The 13,967-nt window shown below is 39.3% G+C and carries 17 protein-coding genes; 13 read left to right on the top strand and 4 right to left on the bottom strand.

The window, feature by feature from the left end:
• Positions 1 to 307 (bottom strand): helix-turn-helix domain-containing protein (locus BM291_RS21235; protein ID WP_092897111.1); only part of this gene is annotated, 307 nt, incomplete at its 3' end.
• A 64-nt stretch (positions 308 to 371) separates the two neighbouring features.
• Here BM291_RS21235 and BM291_RS21230 point away from each other — a divergent pair.
• The 3 genes from BM291_RS21230 to BM291_RS21220 are packed head-to-tail and all read left to right on the top strand — an operon-like array spanning position 372 to position 2,350.
• Entirely contained in the window at positions 372 to 1,004 is a 633-nt protein-coding gene (locus BM291_RS21230) for a hypothetical protein (protein ID WP_139229166.1), read from the top strand.
• A 2-nt stretch (positions 1,005 to 1,006) separates the two neighbouring features.
• On the top strand, positions 1,007 to 1,324 hold the full coding sequence (locus BM291_RS21225; protein ID WP_092901817.1) for a DUF3817 domain-containing protein: 318 nt from the start codon (positions 1,007 to 1,009) through the stop codon (positions 1,322 to 1,324).
• 3 nt (positions 1,325 to 1,327) lie between these two features.
• Positions 1,328 to 2,350 carry a hypothetical protein gene (locus BM291_RS21220; protein ID WP_092901814.1) on the top strand — a complete coding sequence of 341 codons (1,023 nt, stop codon included), beginning with the start codon at positions 1,328 to 1,330 and terminating at the stop codon, positions 2,348 to 2,350.
• Positions 2,351 to 2,355: 5 nt separating this feature from the next.
• Here the strand turns inward: BM291_RS21220 and rfbA are convergent, their stop codons facing one another.
• Positions 2,356 to 3,216 carry a glucose-1-phosphate thymidylyltransferase RfbA gene (gene rfbA / locus BM291_RS21215; RefSeq protein WP_092901811.1) on the bottom strand — a complete coding sequence of 287 codons (861 nt, stop codon included), beginning with the start codon at positions 3,214 to 3,216 and terminating at the stop codon, positions 2,356 to 2,358.
• 322 nt (positions 3,217 to 3,538) lie between these two features.
• Between rfbA and BM291_RS21210 the strand changes: the two genes are divergently transcribed.
• The 8 genes from BM291_RS21210 (at position 3,539) to BM291_RS21175 (ending at position 10,870) form a co-directional block, all read left to right on the top strand.
• A complete protein-coding gene (locus BM291_RS21210; RefSeq protein ID WP_092901808.1) occupies positions 3,539 to 4,813 on the top strand; it encodes a glycosyltransferase in 1,275 nt (424 codons plus the stop codon).
• On the top strand, positions 4,814 to 6,301 hold the full coding sequence (locus tag BM291_RS21205; protein WP_092901805.1) for a glycoside hydrolase family 32 protein: 1,488 nt from the start codon (positions 4,814 to 4,816) through the stop codon (positions 6,299 to 6,301).
• A gap of 63 nt (positions 6,302 to 6,364) precedes the next feature.
• Positions 6,365 to 6,709: a hypothetical protein gene (locus BM291_RS21200; RefSeq protein ID WP_092901802.1), complete on the top strand. Its 345-nt coding sequence runs from the start codon at positions 6,365 to 6,367 to the stop codon at positions 6,707 to 6,709.
• 67 nt (positions 6,710 to 6,776) lie between these two features.
• Positions 6,777 to 7,271, top strand: a complete 495-nt coding sequence (locus BM291_RS21195; protein WP_092901799.1) for a hypothetical protein — start codon at positions 6,777 to 6,779, stop codon at positions 7,269 to 7,271.
• Between the two features lie 162 nt (positions 7,272 to 7,433).
• Positions 7,434 to 7,868, top strand: coding sequence for a (4Fe-4S)-binding protein (locus tag BM291_RS21190; RefSeq protein WP_092901796.1), 435 nt, complete (start codon positions 7,434 to 7,436; stop codon positions 7,866 to 7,868).
• Positions 7,869 to 7,879: 11 nt separating this feature from the next.
• Positions 7,880 to 8,440, top strand: a complete 561-nt coding sequence (gene kefF / locus BM291_RS21185) for a glutathione-regulated potassium-efflux system oxidoreductase KefF (RefSeq protein ID WP_092901792.1) — start codon at positions 7,880 to 7,882, stop codon at positions 8,438 to 8,440.
• Between the two features lie 11 nt (positions 8,441 to 8,451).
• Positions 8,452 to 10,344: a monovalent cation:proton antiporter-2 (CPA2) family protein gene (locus tag BM291_RS21180; protein WP_092901789.1), complete on the top strand. Its 1,893-nt coding sequence runs from the start codon at positions 8,452 to 8,454 to the stop codon at positions 10,342 to 10,344.
• A gap of 277 nt (positions 10,345 to 10,621) precedes the next feature.
• On the top strand, positions 10,622 to 10,870 hold the full coding sequence (locus BM291_RS21175) for an acyl carrier protein (protein ID WP_092901786.1): 249 nt from the start codon (positions 10,622 to 10,624) through the stop codon (positions 10,868 to 10,870).
• A gap of 85 nt (positions 10,871 to 10,955) precedes the next feature.
• On the opposite strand, the gene BM291_RS21170 is transcribed toward BM291_RS21175, so the two are convergent.
• Together BM291_RS21170 and BM291_RS21165 are read right to left on the bottom strand one after the other, a co-directional pair.
• Positions 10,956 to 11,423 carry a hypothetical protein gene (locus tag BM291_RS21170; RefSeq protein ID WP_092901783.1) on the bottom strand — a complete coding sequence of 156 codons (468 nt, stop codon included), beginning with the start codon at positions 11,421 to 11,423 and terminating at the stop codon, positions 10,956 to 10,958.
• 25 nt (positions 11,424 to 11,448) lie between these two features.
• A complete protein-coding gene (locus BM291_RS21165) occupies positions 11,449 to 11,907 on the bottom strand; it encodes a hypothetical protein (RefSeq protein WP_092901780.1) in 459 nt (152 codons plus the stop codon).
• A gap of 169 nt (positions 11,908 to 12,076) precedes the next feature.
• Here BM291_RS21165 and BM291_RS21160 point away from each other — a divergent pair, with 169 nt between their 5' ends.
• Positions 12,077 to 12,292: a YwbE family protein gene (locus BM291_RS21160; protein WP_092901777.1), complete on the top strand. Its 216-nt coding sequence runs from the start codon at positions 12,077 to 12,079 to the stop codon at positions 12,290 to 12,292.
• A 219-nt stretch (positions 12,293 to 12,511) separates the two neighbouring features.
• Positions 12,512 to 13,966, top strand: a complete 1,455-nt coding sequence (nirK, locus tag BM291_RS21155; protein WP_217647350.1) for a copper-containing nitrite reductase — start codon at positions 12,512 to 12,514, stop codon at positions 13,964 to 13,966.
• Position 13,967 lies beyond the last annotated feature (1 nt).

The raw sequence follows: 13,967 nt of genomic DNA, 5'->3' as shown, positions 1-13,967 counted from the left end.
CTGTCTGTACTTGCTTTTGAAGTTCTTTCTTCTGCTTCTCCAAAAGAAGCACTTTCTGCTCGAGCTCTAACAGTTTTTGATCCTTTGATTTAGGCATCTTTAAAGTGGATTTGTTCACCCAATCAAAGTTACCATATTTCCTTAACCAGCCTGTCACTGTAGAATGAGACTGAATTCCATACTTGCGCGCGGCGGCTTTTATTCCCAATTCCCCACGCTCTATCTCTGAAACAACCGATAGTTTAAAAGCATAACTGTAATCTCGTTGGGTTCGCTTAACATACTTACTCTCTTGTTCTTCTTTCATAACATTACATTTTGTGTAACGCTATTTCAGGACGGGACATTATCAGGAATAAAAAAAGCGAGGGGTGATAGAGATATTACCCCTCTTACTTTGTGATGAGGTGATTTTTGAGCAATTTCCCGACATGGAAAACATGAGCATTCAGGAGCTCCAGCATATCATCACCGAAGAGCTTTTTTACTTTGAAGAAGAACCTAAATCCGATTCAGTAAAAGAGGACACAAATACCTCCATAGTATCAGAAAAGCCAAAGACTCTTCCGAAAACAGTTCATATAGAGAGCACCTCTTCTCCAAAAGAAGAAGTAAAATCTGAGCCATTGGCCGTGAGAGGGAATTTCGAAAAAGGAATTTTGGTACTTCATGAGGAACAGGAGCTAAAACCTGAAGTCATGGACATGCTTGTGAAAATGATCAATGCTGTCGGGCATTCAATGAACGAAGTTGGATTACTTTCTTCTCAAGAGTTGGAAGGAAGGACCTTGACAGAATTGTATGATCTGAATGCACATATCGTACTCAAGTTTGGCCGACTAAAGCACCCAATCAATGCACTTCCTGCATCAGACTATCAGATACACACAGAAGGTGAAACCGAATATCTTTTCGCTGACGCATTACCTACTATTGCTGAAGACAAAGTCCTAAAAGGCAAACTTTGGAACACCTTGAAAGTACTCTTTAACATATCAAAATAATAATGAGCCTTACCCCCCTACAACATACCTGGTTAAAGCGTTTTCGCTGGATTTCTCTTATTGAAGGTATTTCAACATTAATTTTATTTGGGATTGCAATGCCTCTCAAATACATGTTTGACTATCCACTGGCGGTAACTTATGTTGGCTCAGCTCACGGAGCTCTTTTCATCATTTACATCTTAACCGTTTTCCCTACGGCCCATAAGCTAAAATGGACTTTCAGCAGAACTTTCTTTGCACTAATAGCATCAATTCTGCCATTTGGTCCTTTTATTTTCGATAGAAATTTGAAAAAAAGTCAGCACGTGGATTTGTAAGAAATGGCATTAATCAGTAAGAAAAAGCGCATTTACCCGATCAGCAATGGACTAAGACGCTACCTGATTAAATATTCCCGAGAAGTGGATATCCCTATTCACTATCATGAATTACTTCGATATACTAGTTCAATTGCTTTATACGATTCCAGAGAGCAAGACACGCTTTGGGAAACGGTCTTTTATGATCAATCTGATCGTGAGGAAATCCATCTAAATGTCAAGAAAATCTATGCTTTGCTCAAAGCTGGAGGTGACATGTCCGTGATGGAGCATCTATATGTAGACAGAATCGATCTATGTGTCTATGGAAATACGCAGCCTTTTCGCGTGCGAATAGTAAATCGAATCAATGATAACTTTGATTATTTCTATGTCAAAAATGCCGATGCCTCACGAGTATATGGTTTAGAGTTTGAGCATTTGCTTTCCCCAAATCGGATCTCCTACCTCGTTCATCGAAATACTTTGATTGAAGAACATATCGCGGGTATCCCAGGTGATAAATTCATGCGCGCTCATATGAATGACCCTCATCTGAATCCAATACGTTTGGCGAAGGAATTTGTCAAATTCAATGAACGCTGTTTTGTAAGGTTACTTGGGGATATGCATTCCTCAAATTTCGTGATCGATGTGACACCTGACTTTGAAGAGACTCATTATAGAATTCGTGCAATTGACTTTGATCAGCAATCTTATGAGGGGAAAAAATCAATTTACTTGCCCCAATATTTTAAAGAAAACAATGTTCTGATCCAGTTGGGCATGAAATATATCACTCCCGAATCCATGGTGCAATACCAGAAAGAAGAGCGTGCATTAATTGCAACGCGCCTTAAGTCTTCTCGGCAAGGCATTCTGGATATACTTCGATCCATGGAACATGACACCATCTCGCTTCCTGAGAATATTGCTTCGCTGAAAATAGATCTGGCAAAACACTATGGAAATGATAAGTTTCTAGCCTGCAAAAACATGGGGCAAATCATGAAAACTAGTCTCGAAGAGCTGATCAAGAAATAAGATCCTTATTTGATCAACCTTCTCAAGTAAACACCATAGCCACTTTTACCTAATTTATCTGCTGCTTGAAGCAATTTTTCTTCTCCGATGAATCCCGCTCTGTAGGCGATTTCTTCGATACAGCCAATCTTCAACCCTTGTCTTTCTTCGATTACTTCCACGAACTGTGCAGCTTGCAAAAGTGACTGATGCGTACCTGTATCTAGCCAAGCAGTTCCTCTATTCAGTATTGCTACCTGAAGTTCACCTAGCTTCAAATATTCGTTGTTGATATCCGTGATTTCAAGTTCACCACGTGGGCTAGGCTTGATTTTTTTAGCTATTTCAATTACTCTATTATCGTAAAAATAAAGTCCTGGAACCGCAAAATTGGATTTCGGATTTTCAGGCTTTTCCTCGATACTGATTGCCTTCTTATCCTCATCAAATTCCACCACTCCATAGCGCTCAGGATCATTCACATGATAGGCAAATACTACCCCACCTTCGGTTTCAGTATAAGCCTGTAAGGTTTTATGCAAACCAGACCCGTAGAATATATTATCACCAAGGATTAGAGCAACCTTATCATTTCCGATAAATTTCTCGCCTATAATAAAAGCCTGAGCCAACCCATCAGGACTAGGCTGCACAGCATATTCAAAAGAACATCCCACTTGTGAACCATCACCTAAAAGTCGCTGAAAAGCATCGCTGTCCTCAGGTGTAGTGATGATCAAAACTTCTTTGATCCCTGCCATCATCAATACAGATAGCGGATAATAGATCATCGGCTTATCGTATACAGGCATCAACTGCTTACTTACAGAAATTGTCAAAGGATATAAGCGCGTTCCAGACCCACCGGCCAAAATAATTCCTTTCATATGTAGTATTAGTTTATTTTTTTATCTCCCCTGAAAATTCAAAAATGAATCCAAGTTTCAATTTGCTGTAAATTATAGAAAACTCTTTCTTCATACGTTTTAGATATAAAGAAGAGGTAAAAAGATTGGAATTTGAGGTAGATTATGTCTCAAAGCTACTGAAAGAGTGAAAATTAAAAAAATAAGATATGAAATGAAGCCTGTAAAGACAGACTTTCATGACTTAAAATCCACTCACTAGCCTTAGTACCCCATGCGAGATTCCAGCCGACAACCCCTATAATTATGAGGAGAATGGCCGCTAACAATCAATTACAAGCTTATGAAAACACTGTTTGCTTCTTTAGGATCTCGTGGAGACATAGAGCCTTTTTTAGCGCAAGCGGAGATTTTCGCAGAAGCAGGGCATGAAGTCATTTGCCTCTTCCCAGAGCAATTTAGAGAAAGTGTCACCCAACTTGGGTACGAATTCATCGGTTTTGACAAAGGCTTTTTAGAATTACTGAACACGCAGAGCGGTAAAACCATTATGGGGGGAGGTGGAAATACCTGGAACCAACTCAAAAACTATGTTAAGCTGGCAAAGGACTCCTTGAGTCTTCAGCATACGCTCATCACACAGCAACGTGATGCCCTTAGTACGCTCAAACCGGATAGGATAGTTTTTCATGCAAAGTGCATGTATTTCTATTTGGCTGCTATGGCAGATCCAGACCGCTATACTTTTCTCACGCCAATACCCTGTATGACGCACCCTTCCAGCCTATTCCCACACATAGGTTTCGGTAAATGGAAGCCTTTTAGCCCAAAATGGAATCTTAAATCTTACAATTTAATAAATGGAGCTAGACGTCTTTCCATGAAAAAATTCCTTGGGAAATATTATGCAGACTTTCCTTCGACAAAGATAAACTCGAAGTCCATCAAGGAATTTGAACTCAATCGACTGCAAACAGTCTATACTATTTCCCCTTCCCTATTTCCAAGACCAGATAATTGGCCAGAATCAGCGAAGATCGTTGGGTACTATTTCAGAGATCAACTCAAGGAATACCAACCATCGGTAGAGTTAGAAACATGGCTCACAAAATACCCCAAAGCAATTCTGCTCACCTTCGGATCCATGAGCAACACCAAACCAAAAGAACATTCAAAAACGATTATAGACTTACTCCAAAAACATCAAATACCAACAATCGTAAACTTTTCTTGGGGAGGGCTAGAGCAGGCAGAAAACAGTGATGAGTCTATTTTCTACATAAATCAAATTCCCTACGATTGGATCCTACCGCAGCTTTACGGAATCATTCATCATGGAGGATCTGGAACTACCCATCAAGGCGCCGCTCACGGTTGCGTTCAAATGATTGTTCCACACATTATTGATCAGTATTTTTGGAATAGAATCGTAGAAAATCGACAAATTGGCCCATTAGGCACAAGCATTCATGACTTGGATGCAGATAAATTTGAGATAGCTTTGAAAGACTTTTGGACGAACATCGTCTACGCTGAAAACGCAAAGAGGCTTTCCCAACAAATCAAAACAGAAGCGAAACGAGAGACCGTCCTTAATCTTGTTTTAAACCCCAGTTAAATGAAACATAGTAAGCTTATACTGCCCATATTTTGTATTCTTTTATTCTCTAGCTGCCAGTCAGATCCGGAAATCTCATTTGAAAGCAGCTCTACGGAGGAATTTAGACCGCTTTATCATTTCACTCCAGAAAGTGGATGGATGAATGATCCTAATGGATTGATTTATTTGGATGGAGAATATCACCTCTTCTACCAGCATTACCCAGACAGCACAGTTTGGGGCCCAATGCATTGGGGACACGCTGTTTCTACTGATTTGGTAAACTGGGAATCACTTCCAATAGCGCTGTACCCAGACAGTCTCGGGTATATTTTCTCAGGAAGTGCCGTATTCGATACCGAAAACACTTCTGGCCTAGGCACAGCCGAAAACCCTCCAATGGTGGCTATCTTCACCTATCACAATGCTGAGGAAGCGAATACTACATCAGAAACATTCCAGTCTCAAGCCATCGCTTTTTCTCTTGACAAAGGAAGAACATGGGAGAAATACGAAGGAAATCCTGTTTTGCCTAATCCTGGAATTCGTGACTTCCGAGACCCAAAAGTATCTCAAATCACAAACACTGATGGCTCCAAATCATGGGTGATGACTCTCGCAGTTCTGGATCAAATCAATTTTTATAGTTCCCCAGATCTAAAAAACTGGACTTTACTCAGTGAATTTGGGAAGAAAATAGGTGCACATGGAGGGGTGTGGGAATGTCCAGACCTTCTTCCATTCAAAAGCCCATCAGGAGAAGACAAATGGGTACTTCTCGTCAGCATAAATCCTGGTGGACCTCAAAATGGATCAGCTACTCAATATTTTATCGGTGACTTCATAAATGGTGAATTCACTCCTGACGATACCATGATCCGCTGGCTAGACTACGGGCCAGATAATTATGCAGGCGTAACTTGGAGTAATCTACCATCAGACCAAAACAGGACACTTTTTATAGGCTGGATGAGCAACTGGCTTTATGCGAATGTTGTCCCAACGAAAGCTTGGAGATCTGCAATGACCATCCCTAGAGAGTTAAGCCTATTCGATATAGATGGGACTTTATTGCTAAAATCAGCTCCTGCAAAGGAAATGGAAAAGCTACGATTTGAAGAATTCAAAGTAAGTAAAGAAACTTCCTCATTACCATCTGAGGCTGTGGAAATAACGGCTGGAGTTACTGACAATTCCTTTTTGATTACCATCTCAAATGAACTCGGTGAGAAGCTTATTATTTCAAAAGAAAATGGCTTGGTAAGCATAGACCGCAGAAATGCAGGAAAGAGCGATTTTAATCGTGACTTCGCTGCGATGCATTCCGCACCTATGAGTTGGGAGGCCAAAGATATCCGGATATTTTTGGATGCATCATCCATAGAATTATTTGTAAATGACGGAGAATTGGCGATGACTTCCGTCCTATTTCCCACTAGTCCATGGAAAACTGTGGGCATATCTGAAAATTTGAAATCCTTAAAAATATTTAATTTGAAAAAATAAGATTCACTAGCTATTGACTTCTCAAGATATATTGCTTTACATTGATTAATTATCAGAAAAACAATGAAAAAACAGCTTTCCTTAGTTATGATTTCCCTGAGTTGGGTCGCATGGCTTGTAGCTGTTTTTGTTTTTCCGATTCCCTCCGATTCTTTCAACAAAGACTTTTCGCAAGATTCAGTATCGAATCTTACCCAAACTACTCATATTCAATTTAATGCTACTCCAGAATTACTGGAAATCCCTGAATTTAAAGTGGATTGGAGCTTAAATGCAAAGCTAAATCCAGATTGGTATTTCGACTTAATCAGTCCTAGCGAAGCCTACCTATCCCCCTCATTTTTCAAAAAGTCATTACCACTTTTCGACGTTAAGGACACCTTTATACACTTTTATTATACTTGGTAAAATAGAATAGAATCACCCTCTGCGGTCTAAAATCGCATTAAACTCTATTCATTTTAACCATATTACTATGATCTCAATTGATCCTATCACACTTGCTGTGTCTTCATTTGCCATGGTGGCTTCTGCTTCACCATTTCTATATTACAGTTACAAACTCAAAAGAATAAGCAATGAAAACCTCGCAACATTCGAGGAGTTTTCATCTAACAATAATGTGATGCCTACGCAGCATGAGCGTTGGAGAAATCACTACCACTTAGGCTTGGACAGTCAATACAAAAAGTTGGTATATCACCGGTTTGGAAGCTATCCTGAGCAGAGTGTCATAGACCTCAAGGAAGTAATTAAAGTCAGTATCCAAGAGAAAATCCGCAGAGTACAAGTCGGAAAAGAGAAACGCTATATTCTGGAATTTTTAGCCTTGCAGTTTCACTTTAAGGACTTTACTCACTCCCCAAAAACAATTGAAATCTACGATGGAGAGCTATTCACCAGTGTAGCTGGAGAAAAAGGAATAGCTGAAAAGTGGCAAAAAATACTCGAAAATCATCTTAAAGATTAAGACTATTGAGCTATAAAGTCTATTTCAATGCATATATGGTTTGTTGGTTATCAAAGACTCAGTTAAGTAACTGGGTCTTTTTTTATGAATCAACTTCCCAATTCCCCCATTCAAAGTTGAATATTTTGTAATATTAAAATAAGGTCAATTTCACAAACGCGTATGTCAGACACTCCGATTCACAAAGAATACTCCAATGGTGAAGTAACTATCACTTGGGAACCTCATAAATGCATTCATTCCAAAAATTGTGTAACTGGATTAGCTTCGGTATTTGACTTTGAAAAAAGACCTTGGGTTAATGCCGAAGGAGCAAGTACAGAGGCAATTGTCAAGCAAATAAATAAGTGCCCAAGTGGTGCATTGAGCTACTATTTTGCGGAGCAAAAAGAAAAAAGTACAGGAGATGTGATGATGGAACAATTGGTTGAGGTAGTTCAGAACGGCCCATTGATGGTCTATGGAAATCTCAAAGTCAAACTTCCCAATGGACATATTAAAAACCAAAGTAAGGTATCCGCCTTCTGTAGATGTGGGTCCAGCCAAAACAAACCTTTTTGTGATGGCTCTCATAAGAAAATTAATTTTGAAGGCTAAAGCCTAGATTCATGCGTAAAGTACTCGTTCTATTTGCTCACCCAAAATTTGAACATTCAGAGGTCAATCAAGCACTTATTAAAGCCATCACAGGGCTAGAAAACATTGAAATCAGGGATTTATATGAACTATATCCGGATTTCAACATTTCTATTCAAAAGGAACAAGAAGCCCTTTTTGAAGCTGAAGTTGTCATTTGGCATCATCCTATTTACTGGTATTCCTGTCCTCCGCTGATGAAGCAATGGATAGATTTGGTATTAGAATTTGCTTGGGCGTATGGTCCTGGAGGGATATACCTCAAAGGAAAATACATCTTAAATGCGATTACTACTGGTGGATCTCAAGAAGCTTATCAGCATCAGGGAAGAAACAATTATGAAATCGGTGACTTCCTTCGACCATTTGAGCAGACTGCAAGACTCTGCCATATGCACTATCTAGCTCCTTTTCACGTGGCTGGAACGCATAAGATCACTGATCAGCAACTACTCCAAAAAGCACATTCTTACAAAGAATTTCTATTGAATCTAAGAGACGGAGCTGACATTAGCCAATTCAATAACCGATAAAATTTGAGCATATGAATGGATTTTTGCTAAATGCAATCCTATATATTTTAGCCGCTATAATTTGTGTTCCGGTTGCCAAAAAGCTTGGAATGGGTTCTGTTTTAGGCTATCTGATTGCTGGAATCCTGATTGGTCCATACCTACTTGGGTTTATCACAAATGAAGGCGAAGGCCAAGACATCATGCACGCGACCGAGTTTGGTGTGGTGATGATGCTGTTTTTGATTGGTTTGGAATTAGAACCAAAAAACCTGTGGAAAATGCGGCAACTTATCGTGAAGGTAGGCTTAACTCAGGTACTGATAACGGCTGCATTGGTTTTTGGCATTGGGATGATGCTTGAAATCAGGTGGCAGATTTCACTTGCTATTGGACTTTCTATGGCGCTCTCATCTACTGCCATTGTATTGCAGTCACTCAAAGAGAAAAACCAAATGAATAATCCAATTGGCAGAATGTCTTTTGGAGTCTTACTGATGCAAGATGTTGCAGTCATTCCTATTTTAGCACTTTTACCTCTCTTGATTTTCGGAGAAGCTACTCCAGCTACCGATGCTGCAGGTATGCATGGCCTCGTAGATAGCTTCCCAGGTTGGGCTCAGACCCTATCAATCTTCGCAGCTATAGGAATCGTAGTACTTCTAGGACAATACGGCTTTGGCCCACTTCTGAACTGGGTAGCAAAAACGAGGGTGAGAGAGTTATTCACCGCTTCAGCATTACTGATAGTAGTAGGAATCTCATTCCTGATGGAGCTAGTAGGATTAAGCCCAGCCTTAGGAGCCTTTTTAGCAGGAGTTATCCTAGCCAATTCACCTTATAAACATGCACTTGAATCAGATTTAGAACCTTTCAAAGGTTTACTCCTAGGCTTATTTTTCATGGCTGTGGGTTCTACCATCAACTTCAGCTTGATCTTCAACAATGCATCGACCGTCATTTCACTGACACTTGGGATTATCTTATTGAAAACAATCATTTTGCTGATTATTGGCAAAACCAAAAAATTACGATTAGCGAGTAACCTCAGCTTTGCGATTGGGCTTTCGCAAGTCGGGGAATTCTCTTTTGTCACCTATGCATTTGCATTGCAGTTGGGGATTTTTGACCAGTCCATTTCCGACACCTTGATGGCTGTGACTGCATTGAGCATGACCATTACTCCTATCCTAATGGTAATTCTCGACAAAGTCATTATACCTGCCATCAATCAAACTCACAAGGCGATCGAGAAAGATATGGATAGCATCGATGAGCACAACAAGGTCATCCTGGTAGGTTTTGGCCATTTTGGGTCTACGCTAGGGAGGTTTCTGAGAGCAAATGGAGTAGAAGCTACTATTTTGGATTCGGATCCAGATCGGGTAGAATACCTGAGAAAAATGGGTTTCAAGGTTTATTTTGGAGATGGCACACGCGCAGAACTTTTACAATCAGCTGGAGCAAATGAGGCTTCAATTCTGATTTCAGCCATAGACAATACAGAATATAGCATCAAACTGGTAGAGCTTTGCAGAGAAGACTTTCCACATTTGGAAGTGATGATTCGTGCCAAAAACCGGTACGATGCATTTGAACTGATGGAAATCGGTGTAGAGAATATTTATAGAGAACACTTGGACACCTCAATTCGCATGGGTGAAGATGTATTGAAAAAGCTTGGTTTCAGAGCCCATACAGTACATAGACTAGCTAAGCAATTTCGGGATTACGATGAAGATGCACTGAAAGTATTGGTGAAATTCAAAGACAATAGAGATGAATACATTTCCAAAAGTCGTCAACAAATAGAATTACAGGAAAGTCTATTATCAGGGGAATTGATGCGCAAATTCTCCATAAATGATCATACCTGGGATAGTGACTCTATCAAAGAAGCTGCAAATACGGATGGGAATTCTTGAAAAAATACCCTGAAGGTTTAGACTATACTTTTTACTAAATCCAATATATCCACTCCATTCGTACATGCTTTTTATTACTAGCAGTATACTATTAATCAGCCCATTAGATAGAAAAATTAACATCCCTATTTATTGTTAAATTTCTAGTTGGAAGTAGCGAATCCTCTTTCAAAAACGTTATTTCAATTAATTGGAACTAAGTAGTTCAAATTCTGTTTTCAAAGACTGCTTGTTTTCAAAAATAACCAGAAGATTATCACAACATTATTCTACTCCTATGAACCAACAATTTACTATCCTGAAAAAAGCCATTCAAGTTTTTCATTCCTATGGCATTACACTGATTGGTCAGCATAAAAATGCAGACTTTATCCAACAGTTACGCATGGATCCCGTATTCATCAATGGACTGATTTTCGAACTGGAGTATCAGCTTCATGTGATTTTTCAAGATGAAAAGCTAGGGACTGTGAATACGCCAAAGGACCTGATCGCTCTTCTTATCAATATTCCACAGGATAATTGATCTGAATCACAAAACTAAACCAACTAAAAGGGCTGCTTTCACATCGAAAGCAGCCCTTTTTTATTTTTCAAATACAAGTCACTTGTTAGTCAACTCTATTGTAAATAAGCCCCAACGAGCTAGCAAGTGGCGGCATAATGGTATGCAATTCTGAGTTCTTATTTCTAAGTTGATATTCTCTGGATTGGTTTTCTTTATCCTGTAAACTTAGCTTCTCCCTATCCGAATACATCGTTCCACCCATATTAATGAAGTGCTCTGTAATTGATACAGCTACTTTATTTTCAACTATTTGGTAGTTACCATTGTAATACTCTAGGAAGCCTAACACATTCTTGGTCGCCATATCTCTAACAAAAACCTCAGAATAAACCTTACCATCTGATTTAAAATCAATGGAATACACTATATCATAGGGTTGATCTGCATCTGAATATTCAATGACCTTTTGCCATTGATTCTGAGTCAATACTTCAGGATTGATATCATCATTATCCTTGCAACTGAAGAGAACAAAAGCAATTGCGATTAGTAGATAAAGTTTTTTATGCATGATAGCACTATAATTTTGGATGACTTTATTTGATTTTTAAATACGGTTTTGGGGGAGAGCAAAGTGCGTTGGGAGGACAGCTGTAATATAACTTTGAAAAGTTATCATTTATATTGTATCTGTCATCTTCAAGATAGCCTTCAATACTGGTTAAATCCTCCTTATCTACATAGTCAAAATCAGGATTAGTCAAGAATGCAGATTCATTTTTTTTCACTATTAGAATAGACCCTTCATTACTATAAGTTCCTGAAAATACGCTCTGATACCCTAAAACCGTGCGCGAGTCTTTTTTTCTGATAGTATTCATTCCTTTGATAGTTCCATCAGCAATGATTTCAAAAGTACTTGCACCGTCAAATTCCGAACCTTTAGTTACTAATTCCCAAGTTCCAATCAGTGTTTTATCCGGATTCTTATCTTCATCACTACAGGAAAGGACCACAAACGCAAGTAATAAAAAATACAACAGCTTAGTTTTCATATAGAAAGAGATTTGAGCAAGAGAAATAACTGATTAACGTAAAGAAAATCAAAACTTTAAATAATGACGGAGATACCTAACAAAACGCTACAACTTAGAGAGCTGCTTAAAATTATTTTAGGAGCAAAGTCATAAGTAAATTGCACTTTCATTTAAGAAATCAATCCTCATGGAAAAGAAGACACTCACAGGAACCATCCGAAAAAACATAGAAATCGACAGTGAAGTCACCATTGTTCAAAAACATCATCAGCGAAGTGGAGAACTTACCGAAGGATTTGTGAAACGAATCCTTACCTCCTCACCTACACACCCACATGGAATCAAAGTCCTGCTGGATACGGGTGAAGTAGGAAGAGTAAAAGATGTTTTTGTAGAAGACTAAGGCAAGAACAAGCAAAATAACATGACAAAAGTCATTGTATAACAAAGCTTTAACCACTTTATGAGTTGCTTTCTATCTATATTTTTGAATATTAATCAGACACAATTAAATCACCTGTGTTCGACACTTTGTTCAGATAGGATTGGCAATTACATGCATTAGATCGTCAGAATTCTTCAGAGCAAATTTTTATACTAGTTTCTACTAAAAAGAATGATCATGATGTATGGCTTAAAGTACCCGAGTATAAAACTCCTGCTTCTCTGCAGTATATTTTATTTGGTAGGATGCAGTGGAAGTAGCCATGAAAATGGAGAGAATACCATGGATATTGAAGTGCATGGTAAAATCAATGCACAACTCACCAGTCCTCCTTATGTGCCCGACCCTATCGGAAGTCGTCCTGCAAAGAACGTAATAGTAGATATGGAAATACTGGAGCAGGAAGGTCAAATGGCCAATGGTGTAAGCTACATCTACTGGACTTTTGGAGGTTCTGTACCGGGAAGTTTCATACGTACTAGACTGGGAGACGAAGTAGAGTTTACTCTTAAAAACCACCCAAATAATAAGCTACCTCACAACATTGACCTTCACGCAGTGACTGGTCCTGGAGGAGGAGCTTCATCTTCATTCGTTGCTCCTGGGCACGAGATCACCTTTTCCTTCAAAACCTTAAACCCAGGTTTATATGTCTATCACTGTGCAACAGCACCAGTTGGGATGCATATCGCCAATGGAATGTACGGGTTGATATTAGTTGAACCTGCCGGTGGATTACCTAAGGTGGACAAGGAATACTATATTATGCAGGGTGATTTCTACACCAAAGGTAATAACGGAGAACCTGGACTTCAACCTTTCGATATGCAAAAAGCAATCGATGAAGATGCAGATTATGTTGTTTTCAACGGTAGCACAGATGCACTAACTGGCGACAACGCAATTACTGCAGAAGTGGGAGAAACAATCAGACTTTATGTAGGAAATGGTGGTCCCAATCTAGCTTCTTCTTTCCATGTGATTGGAGAAATATTTGACAGAGTCCATGTCGAAGGCGGAAAACTTATCAACCATAATGTGCAAACAACACTTATACCTCCAGGAGGAGCTGCCATAGTTGAGTTTAAAGTAGAAGCTCCGGGCACATTTGTTTTGGTTGATCATGCGATTTTCAGAGCTTTCAACAAAGGTGCTTTAGGAATGCTGAAAGTTACTGGCAATGAAAATGAATCCGTGTATTCAGGTACAATTCAGGAAGGAATCTACCAGCCAGAAGGTGGGTCTATCCAAACTATGCCAGGAGATCAAGGCGCGCCAGAAGCACCTACTGCTCAGTCTGTCTCTGAAAGAATTAAGCTTGGTAAGAGTATTTATGCCAGAACATGTTTAGCCTGTCACCAAGAAGAAGGTCAGGGCATCCCAAGTGCCTTCCCTCCTCTAGCCAAATCCGACTACCTAAATGCAGATGTGGATCGAGCAATAGATATTGTCCTTCACGGAAAAACAGGAGAAATCACTGTTAATGGCCAAAAATACAATTCTGTGATGACCGCCCAAACGCTCACTGACGAACAAGTGGCCAATGTATTAACGTACATATATAACAGTTGGGGAAATAGTGGAGTTGAGGTCACACCTATGATGGTGACTAAGAGAAAAAGTGCCCATTAAA

It is taken from the genome of Algoriphagus aquimarinus (assembly GCF_900112005.1).
Taxonomy (GTDB): domain Bacteria; phylum Bacteroidota; class Bacteroidia; order Cytophagales; family Cyclobacteriaceae; genus Algoriphagus; species Algoriphagus aquimarinus.
Note: the sequence above shows the minus strand (reverse complement) of the source record. Positions and strands in the feature narration are given on the sequence as shown.

Excerpts from the sequence above, each read along its gene's own strand:
- BM291_RS21200 (WP_092901802.1), top strand. The coding sequence starts at position 6,365 with ATGAAAAAACAGCTTTCCTTAGTTATGATTTCCCTGAGTTGGGTCGCA.
- BM291_RS21195 (WP_092901799.1), top strand. The coding sequence starts at position 6,777 with ATGATCTCAATTGATCCTATCACACTTGCTGTGTCTTCATTTGCCATG.
- BM291_RS21210 (WP_092901808.1), top strand. The coding sequence starts at position 3,539 with ATGAAAACACTGTTTGCTTCTTTAGGATCTCGTGGAGACATAGAGCCT.
- BM291_RS21160 (WP_092901777.1), top strand. The coding sequence starts at position 12,077 with ATGGAAAAGAAGACACTCACAGGAACCATCCGAAAAAACATAGAAATC.
- BM291_RS21205 (WP_092901805.1), top strand. The coding sequence starts at position 4,814 with ATGAAACATAGTAAGCTTATACTGCCCATATTTTGTATTCTTTTATTC.
- rfbA (WP_092901811.1), bottom strand. The coding sequence starts at position 3,216 with ATGAAAGGAATTATTTTGGCCGGTGGGTCTGGAACGCGCTTATATCCT.
- BM291_RS21190 (WP_092901796.1), top strand. The coding sequence starts at position 7,434 with ATGTCAGACACTCCGATTCACAAAGAATACTCCAATGGTGAAGTAACT.
- BM291_RS21225 (WP_092901817.1), top strand. The coding sequence starts at position 1,007 with ATGAGCCTTACCCCCCTACAACATACCTGGTTAAAGCGTTTTCGCTGG.
- BM291_RS21165 (WP_092901780.1), bottom strand. The coding sequence starts at position 11,907 with ATGAAAACTAAGCTGTTGTATTTTTTATTACTTGCGTTTGTGGTCCTT.
- BM291_RS21170 (WP_092901783.1), bottom strand. The coding sequence starts at position 11,423 with ATGCATAAAAAACTTTATCTACTAATCGCAATTGCTTTTGTTCTCTTC.
- kefF (WP_092901792.1), top strand. The coding sequence starts at position 7,880 with ATGCGTAAAGTACTCGTTCTATTTGCTCACCCAAAATTTGAACATTCA.
- BM291_RS21180 (WP_092901789.1), top strand. The coding sequence starts at position 8,452 with ATGAATGGATTTTTGCTAAATGCAATCCTATATATTTTAGCCGCTATA.
- nirK (WP_217647350.1), top strand. The coding sequence starts at position 12,512 with ATGATGTATGGCTTAAAGTACCCGAGTATAAAACTCCTGCTTCTCTGC.
- BM291_RS21220 (WP_092901814.1), top strand. The coding sequence starts at position 1,328 with ATGGCATTAATCAGTAAGAAAAAGCGCATTTACCCGATCAGCAATGGA.
- BM291_RS21175 (WP_092901786.1), top strand. The coding sequence starts at position 10,622 with ATGAACCAACAATTTACTATCCTGAAAAAAGCCATTCAAGTTTTTCAT.